The sequence below is a fragment of the Sphingopyxis sp. FD7 genome, from assembly GCF_003609835.1.
In the GTDB taxonomy this organism is placed as follows: Bacteria; Pseudomonadota; Alphaproteobacteria; order Sphingomonadales; family Sphingomonadaceae; genus Sphingopyxis.
In genome coordinates, this window is sequence record NZ_AP017898.1 from 2,150,598 (window position 1) to 2,168,075 (window position 17,478).

The window sequence follows — 17,478 nt, forward strand, 5'->3', positions numbered from 1 at the left end:
TTGACGGAAACGTCATTCCCAAATTCTCCCCTCCCGTATACGGGAGGGGCAGATGGGAGAGAGAGATGACCGACAGGAATCTTGCAGGGCGCGTCGCGCTCGTCACCGGCGCCTCGCGCGGAATCGGGCGCGGCATTGCGCTGGGGCTGGCGGAGGCGGGCGCCGACGTCGCGGTCAACTATACGCGCGGCGCCGAAGCCGCCGCCGAAACCGTCGCCGCCATTCAGGCGCTCGGTCGCAAGGCCAAGGCCTATCAGGCCTCGGTCACCGACGAAGCCGCCTGCGCCGCGATGGTCGCTGCCGTCGAAGCCGATTTCGGCCCGATGTCGATCCTGATCAACAACGCGGGCATCGCCAGCCGCGGGCTGTCCGTCGCCGACACCGACCCCGCCGAGGTCGACAAGCTCTTCGCCGTGCACGCCGCCGGCCCGCACCGCCTCTCGCGCCTTGCGCTGCCGCAGCTCCGCACCCACGCCCGCAGCGACATCATCATCATCTCCAGCATCGCGACCTATGTGAATGCGCCGAACGGCGCCCCCTACACGATGGCGAAGGCCGCGAGCGAAGCCCTCGCGCTCACGCTCGCCAGGGAGGAACTGAAAAACGGCGTCCGCGTCAACATCGTCGCCCCCGCGCTCACCGTCAGCGACATGGGCGAGAAACTGTCGCGCGCCGTCACCGGCCAGGACGACATTCACCACCTCGACGCCAAAATGCCCTTCGGCCGCGTCGCCGTCCCCGCAGATGTCGCCGCGGCGGTGCTGTGGTTCGTCAGCGACGCGAACAGCTATTGCTCGGGGCAGAAACTCAACATCGACGGCGCGGGGCAAGCGACGTTTCGATAAAACTTTCCGGGGCGATGGCAGCTAGCGACCGGTAGTTGCCCTCAACTTTATCGTCATCCCGGCGCAGGCCGGGATCTCACCCTATCGGTTTGCCGCACCGGCGAGATCCCGGCCTGCGCCGGGATGACGGATAAGGGAAAGGCAGGAATCCACCCCGAAACCGCCGTTCACCCCGCTCTGCGTCGCGCACCGTATAGGAGGCGCGATCAATGCGCCAAACTCCGCTACAGCCCCCACCATGCGCCCCGATTCGCCCTCGCCCGTCATCCCCTTCCTGATCGCCTGCGCGGGCATCGCGACCTTTTCGGCGATGGACGTGCTGATGAAGGGGCTGTCGATCGACATCGGCGCCTATAACGCCGTGCTGTGGCGCACCGGAGCGGGCACGCTGCTGAGCGGGCTCCTTTATTTCGCGAGCCGTCCCACATGGCCCGGCAAGGCGACGATGACGATCCACGCCTGGCGCTCGGTTTTCGTTGCGGGCATGGCGCTCTGTTTCTTCTGGGCGCTCGCGCGGCTGCCGATCGCCGAAGCGATCGCGCTCGCCTTCGTCGCACCGCTGATGGCCCTCTACATGGCCGCGATCTTTCTGGACGAGAAGATCGGCCCGCGTTCGATCGCGGCGTCGCTGCTCGGGCTTGCGGGGGTGATCGTCATCGTGGCGGGCAAACTGGACGGCGATTATTCGGACGAAGCGCTGCTCGCGGTCGGTGCGGTGTTCCTTTCGGCGGTTTTCTACGCCTACAACCTCATCCTCGCGCGGCGGCAGGCGAAGATGGCCGAGCCGCTCGAAATCGCCTTTTTCCAGAACGCGTTTGTGACCGCGATCCTCGCGCTGGGCGCGCCCTGGTTCCTCGCCGTCCCCGCCGCCAGCCACGCGCCGCACATCGTCGGCGCCGCGGCGCTCGCCACTGCGTCGCTGCTGCTCTTGAGCTGGGCCTATGCCCGCGCCGAGACGCAGATCCTCGCGACGACCGAATATACCGGCTTCCTCTGGGCGATGCTCTTCGGCTGGATGTTCTTCGACGAAGCGGTGACGCTGCCGACCTTCGCCGGTGCGCTGCTGATCGTTGCCGCCTGCCTGATCGTCGCCCGCAAGGCGCCCCACGGCGACCCGATCGAACCGGCGGCGGCTTAGCAAATCATCTCACGCGGAGACGCGGAGATTTTGCATTTGCCGCGAAGCGGCGCTCCATTTCGGCGGAGCGTCATCCGCAACGCCCGAATAAAATGGGGCCTATCGGCCCAGCGCTCTTCTCCGCGTCTCCGCGCGAACAACATCACACCGCCGCGCGCGCCAGCCGGTCGTTGATCGCCGCGCCCAGCCCCTCGAACGGGATCGCCGCCACCGCGATCCTCGGCTTCGCGCTCGCCGCCCCCGCATGCAGCGCGTCGAACAGGCGCGCCGCCGCTTCGGTGAGATCGCCCGCCATGCTCAGATCATAATCGCCGCGAACCGCGCCGAACCCGATCCCATATTCGTCGTCGGCAAACGCACGTGCACCCAGCCGCATCGGCTTGCCCGGCGCATAATGGCTCGCGAGCATCCCTGGCGCGATGATTTCAGACCCCTTGCGCTCGGTCACCGGCAACCCGCTCGCCTCGGCCAGCATCGCCGCCGTCACCGGCCCCGGCCGCAGCACTTCGACCGCACCGTCCTTCACGCGCGCAATCGTCGATTCGACTCCCGCGCTCGTCGGCCCGTCGTCGATCACCAGCGCGATCCGTCCGCCCAGGCTCGCGAGCACATGGCTTGCCTTCGTCGGGCTCACGCGTCCGCTCGCATTGGCGCTCGGCGCGGCGAGCGGCGCGCCCGACGCCGCGAGCAGCGCCTGCATCGCGCGATGCCCCGGCACGCGCAGCGCAATCGTCCCCAACCCCGCGGTCGCGATGCTCGCGACCGGACACCCTTCGGCACGCGGCACCACCAGCGTCAGCGGCCCCGGCCAGAAGCGCGCCGCGAGCGCGCGCTCGGCCGCGCCGAACTCACCCAGCGTCTCGGCGACCGCCAGCGTCGGCACATGGACGATCAGCGGGTTGAAATCGGGCCGCCCCTTCGCGGCATAGATGCGCGCCACCGCCTGCGGATCGCGCGCGTCGGCGGCAAGCCCGTACACCGTCTCGGTCGGCACGGCGACCGGCTGCCCGGCGGCGATCAGCGCCGCCGCCTCGGCGATCGCGGCATTATCGAACGCGCGAACATCAGTGGACTTTGTGCCTTCGGCCATGCCGCGCTATAGCGCCCGCGCAACGAGATTCACCAGGAAAGTCGGCACCCGATATGACCTATACGCCGCCCACGACCGAACAGCTCTTCGTCCTCAATCACATCGCGCGCATCGACGCGATGGCGCAGCACGATCGCTTCGCCGCCGCAACCCCCGACATGGTCGAGGCGATCGTCGCCGGCATCGGCGAGTTCGCAGCCGAGGTCTACGCTCCGCTCAACCGCGTCGGCGACACGAACAATCCCAAATGGGACAATGGCAAGGTCATCATGCCGCCGGGCTTCAGGGAGGCGTATAAGGCGTTCGTCGAAGCGGGATGGGGCAGCATCGACGGCCCCGCCGAATATGGCGGACAGGATCTGCCCTTCACCCTCGCGACCGTCGTGATCGAGGCGCTCGGCAGCGCGAACATGGGCTTTTCGCTGTGCAGCATCCTCACCCCCGGCGCGATTCATGCGCTGATGGCCTATGGCACCGAGCAGCAGCGGCAGACCTGGCTCCCCAGGCTCGTCACCGGCGAATGGAACGGCACGATGAACCTGACCGAGCCCGCCGCGGGCAGCGACGTCGGCGCGCTGCGCTCGACCGCGGAAAAGGTGACCGAGGGCGAGCACGCCGGCCTCTACAAGATCAGGGGCCAGAAAATCTTCATCACCTTCGGCGAGCATGACCTCACCGACAATATCGTCCACCTCGTCCTCGCGCGCACCCCCGGCGCGCCCGAGGGGACGCGTGGCATCTCGCTCTTCCTCGTCCCCAAATACCGCCTCGACGCCGAGGGCAAGCCGACGATCAGCAATGGCGTCCATTGCGCCTCGATCGAGCATAAGCTCGGCATCCACGGCTCGCCGACCGCCGTGATGGTCTATGGCGAGGATGAGGATTGTCTCGGCGAAATCGTCGGCGAGGAAATGGGCGGGATGCGCGCGATGTTCGTGATGATGAACAACGCCCGCCTGATGATCGGCTGCCAGGGCATTCAGATCGGCGAGCGCGCGACCCAGCAGGCGCAGCGCTTCGCCGCCGAGCGCGTCCAGTCGGCGCTCGCGGGTTCGCCCGACCGCACCCCGGTGACGATCGACCGGCATCCCGATGTCCGCCGCATGTTGTGGCGGATGCGCGCGCAGACCGAGGCGGCGCGCGCGCTCGTCTATTATGCCGCGGCGCAGACCGACTTCGGCAAATTGGGCGACGAGGCGGCGGCGATGCGCGCCGAAGTGCTGATCCCGCTGGCAAAGGCGCACGCGACCGACATCGGCTGCGAGGTCGCGAGCCTCGGCATTCAGGTCCATGGCGGCATGGGCTTTATCGAGGAAACCGGCGCCGCACAGCATTATCGCGACGCGCGCATCGCGCCGATCTATGAAGGCACCAACGGCATCCAGGCGGCCGATCTGGTGGGTCGCAAGCTGGGCATGGCGGGCGGCGACCTCGTCCGCGGCCTGATCGACGACATATCGCACGGCGCCGCCGATTTCCCCGAATTGCAGCAGCTTGTCGATGCGTGCCGCGCGGTCACCGACTGGATGGTCGGCGCAAACACCGCCGACCGGCTGGCGGGCAGCTACCCCTATCTCACCATGCTCGCGACCGCGACGTGCGGCTGGCTGATGGCGGTCCAGCACCGGGCCGCGCGCGCCGCGCTCGATGCGGGCGAAGGCGACCGCGCCTTCCTCGAAGCCAAAATCGCCTCGACGCGCTTTTACCTTGAACAGATCGTGCCCGCGGCCACGGGCCTCGCGGCGTCGGCGCTCGCCGGCGACGCGGCGCTCGAACCGCTGCCCGCGATCGCCTGACCCGTCTCGTCGCCCCGCCAAAAACCGCAGGATTCCCTCCATGATTAACGCGATGATAACCATCTGGGACTAGACGCGACCGGCAATTGCTGGAGACGTGCGTGCCCATCCCGGTCAAGAGTCTGATCATCAGCTGGCGCAGCATCGGCTTGTCGCTGTTGCTGGCGCTCGCGGTGGGAATAACCGCGGCTGGCGAAGTGGCCGATCGGGTTCTTGATGCTGTAGTGGGTCGTCTTGCGACACGCCCGGTGAGCGGGGAAATAGTGATTGTGGCGCTGGACGAGCGCACGATGGCGCAATCGCCAAACCGCAATTTCTCGATGACCCAATATGCCAATGTCGTCGAAGCAGTGGACAAAGCTGGCGCGAAGCGGCTTTTCGTCGATTTCTACTTCGACCGACGCGAAGGCGATCGTGATTTCTCCCGTTTCGTCAATGCAGTGAAGAATATGGGCGACCGCATAGTCCTGGCGGTTTCGACACGTCAGGTTCCCGGCCGTGAAGACAAGGTCACGACGTTCCCGAGCAAGAAGTTCGGCCCCGACGTTCCCATTGCGAGCATCGCTGTAGAAAGCGAGTTTTGGCAGGTATGGCGCGCGCCCATTGCCTATCGCGCCGAAGGGCGGCTGCTGCCTAGCTTTGCGGCTATCATCGCGGGAAAGAGCAGCGACACTCCCGAAAGTTTTCGTCTGGATCTGAGCTATGACACCGGCACGATCACGGAATATAGTGCCGCAGACTTGCTTTCGGGCAAGATCGGAGCGCGCGAACTCGCTGGAAAGGACGTTATATTCGCGCCAACCGCACCGAGCTTTCAGGACTATTTCTATTTGCCCGGTCATGATCGGGTTCCCGGCGGATTCATTCACGTCATAGCGGCGGAAACGCTGAAGCGAGGCGACCCAATCGACATCGGCTGGCTGCCCCCCTTGCTCGTCGCGATCGTGCTTACGGGAATAACACTTATTCGGCGCTTTCAACGAGCCGTTATGGCCGCCATGATCGGCTCGACCGTTATCTTGATCGGTGGCAAGATCGTTCTTGGAACGATGCTTGTGACGTCCTGGATCGGTGCAGCGCTGGTCTATGTCGCAGCGATCGCCATCAACGTTTCTCGCACCCGCAGGCGTAGTTCGGCGCAGCGCGAGAACCCCCTCTCGGGACTGCCCAACTTTGAAGCGCTCCGTTCACTGCCGCCTTTTGGCAGCGCGACGGTGATTGCCGCCAAGGTGGTCAACTTCGAGGATCTTGCCGCCTTCATTCCGGGCGACGGCATTGACAGGCTCGTCGAACAGGTGACGCGCCGCCTCCAACTCGCTTCGCAGGGCACCACGCTGCACCACGACCTCGACGGCACCTTCGCCTGGCTTGTGCCCTATTATCAGCACAGCCAGATCGAAGGGCAGCTTGCCGGGCTCGCCGCACTTTTCAACGCGCCGCTCACGATCGGCGACCTGCGCGTCGACGTCGCCATCGCGTTCGGGGTCAACGACGAGTTCGAGGGGTCGAACGCGCAGCGGCTCGCGGCCGCCCTTGTCGCCGCCGAGCGCGCGATCCGCACCCGCGCGCTTTGGACCAAATATACGCCGCGGCAAAAGGACGACGCCGGCTGGCAGCTCTCCTTCCACTCACAGCTCGAGGACGCGCTGACCGGCGGCGACATCTGGGTCGCCTTCCAGCCTCAATATGAAATCGCAACCCGTCGGCTTGTCGGGGTCGAGGCGCTCGCGCGCTGGACGCATCCGACGCGCGGCCCCATTCCGCCTGACGAGTTCATCATACAGGCCGAAAAAAGCCAGGACATCTATCGCCTCACGCTGTTCGTGATGGATCAGGCGATCCGGTCGGCGGCGCAGCTGCGCGAGCGCGGCGTCCACATCAACATGTCGGTCAACCTGTCCGCGACGCTGCTCGACCACAGCGACCTTGTCGGAACGATCCGCGTCATGCTCAACGCGCATCATCTGCCGCCGGAGGCGTTGACGATCGAGATCACCGAAACCGCACAGATCGAAAACAGCCGACAGGCGCGCCAGACGCTGGCGCAACTCCGCCGCACGGGGATTCGCCTTTCGATCGACGATTATGGCACCGGCCAGTCGAACCTCGAATATCTGACCGAGATCGAGGCCGACGAAATCAAGATCGACAAGCGATTCGTTTCGACAATGCGCGATTCGCAGCGCAACCGCGAAGTCGTCAAATCGACCGTCGATCTGGCGCACCGTCTCGGCGCCGTCGCGGTCGCCGAAGGCATTGAAGATGCAGAAACAATGGCGCTGCTCGTCGGCCTCGGTTGCGATGTCGGCCAAGGCTATCATCTTGGAAAACCGCAATTGTTTTCCGATCTCGTCGCCGCCCTGACGACCCCGCCGCACAGCCGCACCGCATAATCGCCAAAATGGCGGCAATCTTTATAGTTAAGAGCCTGATCCGAAATTAAGTTGAGTGGTGCCAGCGGGTTAGCTTGACGCGAGCCCAAGTCGCTGATTCACGGGGTTTTGCAACAAACTTCGGGAGTTCAACGATGTGGACCGACACCACCCGGGCGCAGTATGCCCGTGCCGACCTGGCTTTGCCAAGCGATTTGACCGATGCGGAATGGGCCGTGCTGGAGCCGTTACTTCCGGGCCCTTGCTGTGTAGGGCGACCGCGCAAATGGCCGCTGCGGCGGATCATCGAGGCGATCCTGTATCTGCTGCGCGGTGGGCTGCCCTGGCGGATGTTGCCGCCCTGCTTTCCTCCGGTCTCGACGGTGCGGCGCTGGTTCTATCTGTGGCGCGACAATGGTCTGTGGCTCTCGCTCAATCACGCCCTGCTGCTGATCGGGCGGGAAGCCCTCGGGCGCGAGGCTTCTCCGAGCGCTGGGGTCATCGACAGCCAAAGCGTGAAAACCACGGAAAGCGGCGGGCCTTGCGGCTATGACGCAGGCAAGAAGATCAAGGGCCGCAAGCGACACATCGTGACCGACACCGAGGGCAATCTCGTTCATGCCGTGATCCACACCGCTGACGTGCAGGATCGCGATGGCGCGCCGTTTGTTCTGGCCGAGATCATCCGCCGTCACCCTTGGCTCAGGCACATCTTCGCCGATGGCGGCTATGCTGGCGACAAGCTTCGCCAGGCGCTGCGCAAGATCGGGAAGTGGACGGTCGAGATCATCAAGCGATCCGACCATGCCAAGGGCTTCGAGGTCCTGCCCAGACGCTGGGTGGTCGAGCGGACCTTTGCGTGGCTCGGTCGCAACCGCCGCCTCGCCAAAGACTTCGAGCAGACCATCGCATCGGCAACCGCGTGGCTGTTCATCGCCTCAATTCAGCTCTTCGTCCGCCGTATCGCAAGAGCATGAAATCTATCGCGATAATTTTGAATCAGACTCTAAGACTCGATTTACCTTACTAATTAAGGTATATGCCCTGTTAACTGTTCTGCGTGGGCAGTCTTATCAGGAGATTTGTCATGGGTTGGTTTTGGCGCTTCCTGGGCGGCGGTGGCACTGACAGTGCTGGCGGCCAGGCTTAATCTGGAACGAAATTAAGACAGGGGCTCCGGCATCGCCGGGGCCCTTTTCTTTTGCCCTTATGGCCCGCACGGATGCACCGACCAGAGGCCACTTCGGGGTGGATTCCGGACCTGCCCTTATCCGTCATCCCGGCGAACCCTTATCCGTCATCCCGGCGAAGGCCGGGATCTCGCCGGTGCGGCAAACCGAGAGGATGAGATCCCGGCCTTCGCCGGGATGACGATTGAATAAAGGTCTGCAACCGGTCGTTAACCGCCACAGGCGTGTAAATCTCCTCTCCTCCCCGCCACCGACTTTCGCCGCCGCATATTTTTCGGCGCCGCGCCCCCGGCATGGACCGCGCCGGGGGCCGCAGAAACGCTGGCAACGCGCGTCGCCGACGCGCATGACCGTCGACCAGTCGAATCAAAATATCGACGAGTTGAGTCCCCGATCCGTCATTTACTCTCTTGCATCGTCGCGCCGACGTGGCACTATGGGTGGTGGGTCGACCACGGGGGCACCCCAATAAATTGTATCAGGCTGGAAGTGGCGGATTTCCGTCGCCCATCGCATATGGGCCCGGAAAAACCCTGCTTGCGTCCAAAAAAGGGTGCCCATGCGGGCGGGTAAAGATGCTAAGGTCAGGGCTTCGCCCTGAGTCGAACAAGACAGGAACATGCACATCTTTGTGCGCATATGGATCGGGGGGCGAACAGGATGGATTTTCGGGAAAGCGAACGGGTGGAGACGAACGACGTGGCGACGGTGGAACTGACGAAGAATGATGCGCCCGCAGCGCCGGAGGCGAAGCGCGAATCGACGCCCGCGCCCGCGGCGACGCCGGGCGACGGCGGCGAACCCAAGGTTCATGCACGCCGATTCGCTATCGTCACCGATGCGACCCGCGACGCGCTGCTCACCGATTTCGGCAAGGAAACGCTGCAGGACCGCTATCTCCTGCCCGGCGAATCCTATCAGGATCTCTTCGCGCGCGTCGCCGACGCCTATGCCGACGACCAGGATCATGCCCAGCGCCTCTATGATTATATCTCGAAGCTCTGGTTCATGCCCGCGACCCCGGTGCTGTCGAACGGCGGAACGGGGCGCGGCCTGCCGATCAGCTGCTACCTCAACTCGGTCGACGACAGCCTCGAGGGTATCGTCGGCACCTGGAACGAGAATGTCTGGCTCGCTTCGCGCGGCGGCGGCATCGGCACCTATTGGGGCGCGGTGCGCGGCATCGGCGAACCCGTCGGCCTCAACGGCAAGACCAGCGGCATCATTCCCTTCGTCCGCGTGATGGACAGCCTGACCCTCGCGATCAGCCAGGGTTCGCTCCGCCGCGGCTCGGCCGCCTGCTATCTCGACATCTCGCATCCCGAGATCGAGGAGTTTCTGGAGATTCGCAAACCGTCGGGCGACTTCAACCGCAAGGCCTTGAACCTCCACCACGGTGTGCTCGTGACCGACGAGTTCATGGAAGCCGTCCGCGACGGCGCCGAGTTCAACCTCAAATCGCCCAAGGATGGCAGCGTGCGCGGCACCGTCGACGCGCGCAGCCTCTTCCAGAAGCTCGTCGAAACGCGCCTCGCGACGGGCGAGCCCTATATCATCTTCATCGACCAGGTGAACCGCATGATGCCCAAGCATCACCGCGATCTGGGGCTGAAGGTCACGACCTCGAACCTGTGCAGCGAGATCACGCTGCCGACCGGCCGCGACCATCTCGGCAACGATCGTACCGCGGTCTGCTGCCTCTCGAGCCTCAACCTCGAAACCTGGGACGAATGGAACGGCGACAAGCGTTTCATCGAGGATGTCATGCGCATGCTCGACAATGTCCTCCAGGACTATATCGACCGCGCCCCGCCCGAAATGGCGCGCGCCAAATATAGCGCCAGCCGCGAACGCAGCGTCGGCCTCGGCGTCATGGGCTTTCACAGCTTCCTGCAGGCGCGCGGCCTGCCGTTCGAGGGCGCGATGGCGAAATCGTCGAACCTCAGGATCTTCAAGCATATCCGCGCGCAGGTCGACGCCGCCTCGATGCTGCTCGCAAAGGAACGCGGCCCCTGCCCCGACGCCGCCGATCAGGGCGTGATGGAGCGTTTCAGCTGCAAGATGGCGATCGCGCCGACCGCGTCGATTTCCATCATCTGCGGCGGCACCAGCGCGTGCATCGAGCCGATCCCGGCGAATATCTACACGCACAAGACGCTGTCGGGCAGCTTCTCGATCCGCAACCCGCACTTGGAAGCGCTGCTCGTCGACAAGGCGAAGAACAGCGACGCAGTGTGGAACTCGATCCTCGAACGCGGCGGCAGCGTCCAGCACCTCGACTTTCTGACGCAGGACGAAAAGGATGTGTTCAAGACGAGCTTCGAGATCGACCAGCGCTGGCTGCTCGAACTCGCCGCCGACCGCACGCCCTATATCGACCAGGCGGCGTCGCTGAACCTGTTCATCCCGGCGGACGTCGAGAAATGGGATCTGCTGATGCTCCACTATCGCGCATGGGAACTCGGCATCAAATCGCTCTATTATCTCCGCTCGAAAAGCGTCCAGCGCGCCGGCTTCGCGGGCGGGGTCGAGGCCGACAACACGCCCGAGGCGGCGAAATACGAGCTCGCGACCACCGATTACGACGAGTGTCTGGCGTGTCAGTGACGCCCAAAATCCCTCTCCTCCCGGGAGAGGGAGGGAGGCGCGAAGCGCCGGAAGGGTGAGGGTGAGGGCGACGACGAGGATGCGAACCTATCGCCACCAACCCTCCGGCACCGTCACCCGCGCCCGGACCTTGCGCAAGGACGCCACCGACGCCGAAAAGCGGATGTGGCGCGCGCTGCGCGAAGCCTTCCCCGCCGCGAAATGGCGGCGGCAGGTACCGATCGGCCCCTATTTCGCCGATTTCTACAGCTTCGCCGCGAAGCTGGTGATCGAGGTGGATGGGGGCCAACATGCCGAGGCGGCGGCCTACGACGCCCGCCGCACCGAATTTCTGCAGGCGCAGGGCCTGACGGTCCTCCGCTTCTGGAACAACGACGTCCTCGCGAACACGAAAGGCGTCCTCGAACAAATATCCCTCTCCCTCCGGGAGAGGGAAGGAGCCGCGAAGCGGCGGGAGGGTGAGGGCGGCAACGCGCCATCATCCAACCGCCGAACACCCTCACCTTCCCAAGGCTGACGCCTTGGGCCCCTTCCTCTCCCGGTGGGAGAGGAGATATAGAAGCCAGTCTGGAGACCGTAGATGCCCCTTCTCGAAGCCCGCAAGACCTACAAGCCCTTCGAATATCCCTGGGCCTATGACTTCTGGAAGCGCCAGCAACAGATCCACTGGATGCCCGAAGAGGTGCCGCTGGGCGAGGATTGCCGCGACTGGGCGCAGAAGATTTCCGAACATGAGCGCAACCTGCTCACCCAGATCTTCCGCTTCTTCACCCAGGCGGACGTCGAGGTGCAGGATTGCTACCACGACAAGTATGGCCGCGTGTTCAAGCCGACCGAGATCAAGATGATGCTGACCGCGTTCAGCAACATGGAGACGGTGCATATCGCGGCCTACAGCCACCTGCTCGACACGATCGGCATGCCCGAGAGCGAATATGGCATGTTCCTCGAATATGACGAGATGCGCGCGAAGCACGACTATCTCGGCACCTTCGGCGTCGACAGCGACGAGGATATCGCGCGCACGCTCGCGATGTTCGGCGGCTTCACCGAGGGGCTGCAGCTCTTCGCCAGCTTCGCGATGCTGATGAACTTCCCGCGCTTCAACAAGATGAAGGGCATGGGCCAGATCGTCAGCTGGTCCGTGCGCGACGAAAGCCTGCACTGCGAGGGGATCACGCGCCTCTTCCACGCCTTCGTCAAGGAACGCGGCTGCCTGACCAAGTCGGTGAAGGAGGACATCATCGACTGCTGCCAGAAAACGGTGCGGCTCGAGGATGCGTTCATCGACCTGGCGTTCGAACAGGGCCCCGTCCCCGGCATGACGCCCAAGGAGATCAAGCGCTACATCCGCTACATCGCCGACTGGCGCCTGGGGCAATTGGGTTTCCAGCCGATCTACATGATCGACGAACACCCGCTGCCGTGGCTTGCCCCGCTCTTGAACGGCGTCGAGCATGCCAATTTCTTCGAAACGCGCGCGACCGAGTACAGCAAGGCCGCGACGCGCGGCGACTGGAACACCGTGTGGACCAGCTTCGACAACCGCAAGAAGGCCAAGACCAGCGACGACGCCGCGCCGGCGGGCGACGCCGAAAACGACGGCGAGGACATGTTCGCGAAAGCGGGGATCGCGGCGGAGTAATGACCTCCCCCTATCGCCCCGAGTTCGAGGCGGCACTTCGCCTCTTCGCTCGGGTGAGCGAGGCGATGGCGGCACGGGGCCTGTCCCGTCCGGTGCTGGTGGGAGGGGCGGCGGTCGAATATTATTCGGGCAGCGCTTTGATGACGGGCGATTTCGATATCTGCTCGCCGTGGCAGGATGCGCTGGACGAGGAACTGCAAAACGCCGGGTTCATCCGGCCATCCGGCGTCGGGCAACTGGCGCGCGGCTGGGTTCACCCCGGACTCAAACTCGGCTTTGAAATTGTCGGGTCGGTTCCGATGGACGGCAACATTGATCACGACCATATTCTGCTCGTCGAGGACACGGGCGACGGATCGAGCTTTGCCATCATTTCAGTCGAGGATCTGATCGCCGACCGCATGGGTCAATATGCCTCCGGATCGGCGCAAGACCGGCTGGATCAGGCGCGGATTTTGTTTGCCCTTCACCCGAATGTCGATCTCGACTATCTGGAAAGGCGTATCAGACAGGAAACGGTCGGAGACTATGGCATCGCAGCGCTCAAAGCCTGAACTGGCGCCCGACTGGACGGGGCCACGCATCAACTTTGCCCGCTTTTCGGCCGACCTCGCCGCGCGCCGCGCCGCACTCGGCAATCCCGAACTGCCGCGCAATGCGGGCAAAAACCGCTCCAGCAGCAAAAAGGCGCTGCTCAAAGCCATCGACGCCTTGGGCGGAAAATGGTGAAATCCAGCCAGCGCAACCGATCGCGTCGCGGCAAATCAACAGGATTACGAAAAACAAAATGACCGAAAAGAAAAAAGAAAAACTCCTGATCCTCAGCCAGCCGCAGCGCGCCTGCCTGGAGCGCCTGTCGAACCGCCACCCCGGGCTCCCCACCGATCCCGTCCGCGACGAACTCGCCGCGCTGGGGCTGGTGGTGCAGCAGGGAGCCAAATGGGCGCTGACCCCGCAGGGGAAGAAGGTGTTGGCGGCAAGCTCGAACCGGCGGAACGCTGGGGGGTTTTCGGTTTGAACGATTTCGCTCTCGGATTTGGTAGCTTTCTATGGGGATTTATAATCCGCGGGTCTTCTTGACCAATGACGACATTGAACTTCTGGGTCTGATGGCCGCGCTTCTGCTCGATTGTGATAACAGCCAGACCTATTCAAATTACCCAGCCGGAGGAGCGGTACTATCGCAATCCGAGGCACATAAGCTTTTAATACTTCTTGAAGAATTCGCGTCGTCGAAGAAATTCGTTGAAGGCGCCTATTTTGTCGAACGATTGGCTGGGGGAGCAGACGTATATGACCCTTCCATTCGTGAAATCTATTTAAGTTGGCGGAAGCGACAAGGTCGATCGCGAGCCATGGCCTCCGTGCATTGGAGAAATTTCATTAATCGACTGGGAGTCGTTCGCGAGCGAAGCGGCTATTTAACAGGAGGCCACCTAATTCAGGCAGAAAGAATGGAACTTGATTATTTTATCAAGATGGAACGGAAGCTACTCAGTTCCACTGGCTTGAAACCTAGGGTTGTCGAACTGCTAATGAGCTTTGTTGAAGCGAGAACACAAGCTCTAGAAAAAATACGTGATCGGGACTATCGCCAAAATCAGATATCTCTCAAGATACCTCTCAATGAGATCATCCACAAAATACGATCTTCTAGAAATAAAATGGACTCCACGCCCCCGCTAAGTGCCAATCAGATCTCTGCCGTAATGATTATAGTAGCGGACTTCTCGGTGTTATTTACTACGCGCGACTGGGATGTGTGCGGAACAATGTCCTCGATTGCGGGGGCCATTCCACATTCAGCCGGTTTGCCATGAAGCACATCATTAAGTCCAAGGTGACAATTCGTAGAAAGGCATCCGCTCCGCTCTGACGTTCGGGGACTACGGTGATAGACAACAATACCCACTTAACCCCAGACCGTATGGATGCCGGATCAAGCCCGGCATGACGAGCGGGAGGGAAGCATCCGTTCCGCACCAATCTTCGTCACCCCCGACTTGATCCGGGGTCCATCGCCGCCCTAGCCTCCACCCCATGCACGCCGACTTCCAACCCTGTGCCTATATCACCGCCAGCGCGCGCCACGGCACGCTCTACACCGGCGTCACCTCGCACCTTATCCAGCGCATCTGCCAGCATCGGGTCGGCAGTTTCGACGGCTTCACCAAACGCTATGGCGTCAAGATGCTCGTCTGGTTCGAACTCGCCGGGACTATGCACGCCGCGATCGGCCGCGAAAAACAGATCAAGAACTGGCAGCGCAAGTGGAAGATCGAGCTGATCGAGGCGGCCAACCCCGACTGGCGCGATTTGGCCGAGGAATTGGGGTTGCCCCCGCTGGGAGCGTGACCCCGCGCGCCCACACCTGCCCTTTCTTCGTCATGCCGGACTTGATCCGGCATCCATTCCAGCGGCGCCGCATGGACCCCGGATCAAGTCCGGGGTGACGAAGGAGGGGGGCACTGTTTGTCTTCTTCTCTTCGTGCCTTCGTGCCTTTGCGTGAAATCAAAATAGCCAGCACCCGACCCTCAAATCACCCGGCACCCCAACGCGCCCCCAAATCCCATTTCGCACCCCCAAAAAAACGCTTTCCCACTTGTTCCTTTTACGTTCCATACTGCCCAATGAGCAGCACCCTCCCCTCACCCGCCCCTGAAACCACCCCCGCACGCGACGCGCACGGGCATGATCCCGCCGCCTATGACTGGGTTCCCGTCCTCAAAAAGCCGCGCAAGGATGGCTGGTCGCCCGCCAGGCAGCGCGCCTTTATCGAGGCGCTCGCCGACACCGGCTCGGTCGTCACCGCGGCGCAGCGCGTCGGCATGTCGGAAGCCTCCGCCTATCGCCTGCGCCGCTCGCCCGGCGCCGAAGTGTTCGACCGCGACGGCAACCGCGTCGGCCGCCGCACCCCGCGCGCCCTACCCGCGGTCGATCCGCGCCAGCGCGCGATAGGCGGGAACCGCGACGACGACGAGCGCCAGCGGCGCCAGCACGCCGAACTCGCCCGCCCAATAGGGCGTCACGCCCGCCTTTTCCCCGACCAGCGCGCCAAAGACGCTCTGGATGAACAGATTGTGGCTCGCGTGCCACGCGACGCAGGGCCACAGGCTGTCCGATCCCAGCCGCAGCCACATCGCGACGATGCTTCCGGCAAAGACGAGCACGGTAAAGCAGCCGAGCGCGAAACCCGGCTCGACGCCATTATTATAGCCGCCCGCGATCAGCAGCGGGACGTGCCACAGCGTCCAGATGCCGCCAAGGATCAGCGCGCCGCCGCGCGCGCCGACCTGCCCCGCCAGCCGCGGCGCCAGAAAGCCGCGCCAGCCGATTTCCTCGCCCAGCGCGCTCGACGCGGCGACGATAAAGCCGGCGGTCGCCTTGATGAGCAGCGTGCCCGCAATCAGCGCCGCCGGGTGCGCGCCCTGCCAGCCAAAGGACGTCGCCAGCGCATCGAGCGCCTCGGGCGGGGCAAAGAGCGCGAAGCCGCCCAGCCAAAGCACTGCGTAAGCCGCCGCCGCATAGAGGAGGGGCAGGCCATAGCCCCACGCCATCCAACGGCCGCGCGGCCACCGCCACCCCAGCGTCGCCAGCCCGATCCCGCAAATCCGGCACGTCAACAGCGCCGCGACCCCCGGCGACCACATCAGCAGCAGGATATAATGGCGCCGCGCGCTCACTCCCGGATCGATCGCCAGCAACGGGATATAGGCGATCGCCGTGAAAATCGCGGTCAGCACCAGAAAGACCGCGATGTCGTTCGACGCGATCGGGGCGCGCGGCGCCGTGCCGGCGGCGGGGGGCGCCGTGCCGGTCATTCGTCCATCTCCATTCCCGGCGTCCACCCGCTGCCCGCAAGGAACGCCTGTGCATCGTCGATCGCCAATATGTCGAGCAGCGCCTGCCGCTTGTCGGTCGCCCGTGCATAATGGGCTTTGACGATCCGGTATCCGACCCAATAGCCAAGGTCGGCGGTGTCGCCCGCGGCGACCGACCCGTTGAACACCCAGGCCGATCCGACCGCAGGCCGGTCGACGTCCTTCAGGAACGCCGCTTCGATCGCGCCCTCGCGCCCCTTTGTCGCGCGCTGCAAATGGCCATAGGCGATCGACCCGGTGAGCAGCTCGGTCAGGAACTCCGCCGTCCCCTCGACCAGCGCGGCGTGCAGCACCGTCGCCTCGTCGGTCCGCTCGGCCAGCCCCCGCTGTCTTGTATGCACCAGTTCGTGAACGATCACCCGCACCATGCGATTCGCGATATCGGGATCGGGGGCTTTCCACGCGCACAGCGCTTCCAGCCCGATATAGGCGCCGCGCGCTTCGCCCACCGCGACGGGGCGTCCGCGACCGATTGCGACCGTAACCGGCGGAAAGCTTGTCCCCGGCACCAGCTCGGCGAACCGCCGCGCGCTTGCGTCGACCCGCGGCAACACGCGCGGGAGAGCGTCGGCGCACTGCCGCGCTTCGACGTAAAAGCCGGGGTTTTTCGCGATCGCCGCCGCGATCGCCTCGCCGGTGATCCGGCGCAGCTCGGCGAAGCGGGCAAGGCCTGCGCTGCCGCGGCCCAGATAGTCGCGCTGGAGCGTGGCGCCGTCGGGGGCGCCGCCCGCGGCATCGTAAACGCGATAGAAAAGCGCGACGTCGTCGGCGCTGACCTGGGGCGCCTGCGCCGCCGCGGGCGCCGCGGCCTGGGGCCCGGCGAGCAAGGCCAGCGCGGCGAGCATTCGGATCATGGTCATCGATATGTCCCTTCCCGCCGCTTCTCTAGCAGCGGCACAAGGCCACGCAGCTA

General features: G+C 64.1%; 16 protein-coding genes. 13 read left to right on the forward strand and 3 right to left on the reverse strand.

From position 1 onward, the window contains the following. Nucleotides 1–65: 65 nt before the first annotated feature. Together SPYCA_RS10145 and SPYCA_RS10150 are read left to right on the forward strand one after the other, a co-directional pair. Complete coding sequence (locus tag SPYCA_RS10145; RefSeq protein WP_120220115.1) at nucleotides 66–845, forward strand: SDR family NAD(P)-dependent oxidoreductase; 780 nt, start codon at nucleotides 66–68, stop codon at nucleotides 843–845. Nucleotides 846–1,083: 238 nt separating this feature from the next. After that, nucleotides 1,084–1,983 carry a DMT family transporter gene (locus SPYCA_RS10150; RefSeq protein WP_120220117.1) on the forward strand — a complete coding sequence of 300 codons (900 nt, stop codon included), beginning with the start codon at nucleotides 1,084–1,086 and terminating at the stop codon, nucleotides 1,981–1,983. Between the two features lie 142 nt (nucleotides 1,984–2,125). Here SPYCA_RS10150 and SPYCA_RS10155 read toward each other — a convergent pair whose 3' ends face one another. After that, nucleotides 2,126–3,073: an L-threonylcarbamoyladenylate synthase gene (locus SPYCA_RS10155; protein ID WP_120220119.1), complete on the reverse strand. Its 948-nt coding sequence runs from the start codon at nucleotides 3,071–3,073 to the stop codon at nucleotides 2,126–2,128. 53 nt (nucleotides 3,074–3,126) lie between these two features. Between SPYCA_RS10155 and SPYCA_RS10160 the strand changes: the two genes are divergently transcribed. The 11 genes from SPYCA_RS10160 to SPYCA_RS10205 all read left to right on the forward strand — a co-directional run bounded on the left by SPYCA_RS10160 (nucleotide 3,127) and on the right by SPYCA_RS10205 (nucleotide 15,038). After that, nucleotides 3,127–4,869: an acyl-CoA dehydrogenase gene (locus SPYCA_RS10160; protein ID WP_120220121.1), complete on the forward strand. Its 1,743-nt coding sequence runs from the start codon at nucleotides 3,127–3,129 to the stop codon at nucleotides 4,867–4,869. 101 nt (nucleotides 4,870–4,970) lie between these two features. Continuing rightward, nucleotides 4,971–7,262, forward strand: a complete 2,292-nt coding sequence (locus tag SPYCA_RS10165) for an EAL domain-containing protein (RefSeq protein WP_120222264.1) — start codon at nucleotides 4,971–4,973, stop codon at nucleotides 7,260–7,262. A 134-nt stretch (nucleotides 7,263–7,396) separates the two neighbouring features. Then, entirely contained in the window at nucleotides 7,397–8,218 is an 822-nt protein-coding gene (locus SPYCA_RS10170; protein WP_066114500.1) for an IS5 family transposase, read from the forward strand. An 873-nt stretch (nucleotides 8,219–9,091) separates the two neighbouring features. Next, nucleotides 9,092–11,038, forward strand: coding sequence for a ribonucleoside-diphosphate reductase subunit alpha (locus tag SPYCA_RS10175; RefSeq protein WP_120222265.1), 1,947 nt, complete (start codon nucleotides 9,092–9,094; stop codon nucleotides 11,036–11,038). Nucleotides 11,039–11,117: 79 nt separating this feature from the next. After that, nucleotides 11,118–11,555: an endonuclease domain-containing protein gene (locus SPYCA_RS10180; RefSeq protein ID WP_120220123.1), complete on the forward strand. Its 438-nt coding sequence runs from the start codon at nucleotides 11,118–11,120 to the stop codon at nucleotides 11,553–11,555. Nucleotides 11,556–11,618: 63 nt separating this feature from the next. Next, on the forward strand, nucleotides 11,619–12,683 hold the full coding sequence (locus SPYCA_RS10185; protein WP_120220125.1) for a ribonucleotide-diphosphate reductase subunit beta: 1,065 nt from the start codon (nucleotides 11,619–11,621) through the stop codon (nucleotides 12,681–12,683). Continuing rightward, entirely contained in the window at nucleotides 12,683–13,237 is a 555-nt protein-coding gene (locus SPYCA_RS10190; protein WP_120220127.1) for a hypothetical protein, read from the forward strand. The genes SPYCA_RS10185 and SPYCA_RS10190 overlap by 1 nt, the downstream gene beginning before the upstream one ends. Next, nucleotides 13,212–13,412: a hypothetical protein gene (locus SPYCA_RS10195; protein ID WP_120220129.1), complete on the forward strand. Its 201-nt coding sequence runs from the start codon at nucleotides 13,212–13,214 to the stop codon at nucleotides 13,410–13,412. Before SPYCA_RS10190 ends, SPYCA_RS10195 begins: the two co-directional genes overlap by 26 nt. Before the next feature lie 58 nt (nucleotides 13,413–13,470). Beyond that, a complete protein-coding gene (locus SPYCA_RS10200) occupies nucleotides 13,471–13,701 on the forward strand; it encodes a hypothetical protein (RefSeq protein ID WP_120220131.1) in 231 nt (76 codons plus the stop codon). Nucleotides 13,702–13,759: 58 nt separating this feature from the next. After that, nucleotides 13,760–14,503: a hypothetical protein gene (locus SPYCA_RS19035; RefSeq protein WP_146625118.1), complete on the forward strand. Its 744-nt coding sequence runs from the start codon at nucleotides 13,760–13,762 to the stop codon at nucleotides 14,501–14,503. Nucleotides 14,504–14,723: 220 nt separating this feature from the next. Further along, a complete protein-coding gene (locus SPYCA_RS10205) occupies nucleotides 14,724–15,038 on the forward strand; it encodes a GIY-YIG nuclease family protein (RefSeq protein ID WP_120220133.1) in 315 nt (104 codons plus the stop codon). A 570-nt stretch (nucleotides 15,039–15,608) separates the two neighbouring features. Here the strand turns inward: SPYCA_RS10205 and SPYCA_RS10210 are convergent. Both SPYCA_RS10210 and SPYCA_RS10215 read right to left on the reverse strand, forming a co-directional pair. Then, nucleotides 15,609–16,505 carry a CPBP family intramembrane glutamic endopeptidase gene (locus tag SPYCA_RS10210; protein ID WP_120220135.1) on the reverse strand — a complete coding sequence of 299 codons (897 nt, stop codon included), beginning with the start codon at nucleotides 16,503–16,505 and terminating at the stop codon, nucleotides 15,609–15,611. After that, nucleotides 16,502–17,425 carry a DUF2268 domain-containing putative Zn-dependent protease gene (locus SPYCA_RS10215; protein WP_120220137.1) on the reverse strand — a complete coding sequence of 308 codons (924 nt, stop codon included), beginning with the start codon at nucleotides 17,423–17,425 and terminating at the stop codon, nucleotides 16,502–16,504. The genes SPYCA_RS10210 and SPYCA_RS10215 overlap by 4 nt, the downstream gene beginning before the upstream one ends. Nucleotides 17,426–17,478: the final 53 nt, after the last annotated feature.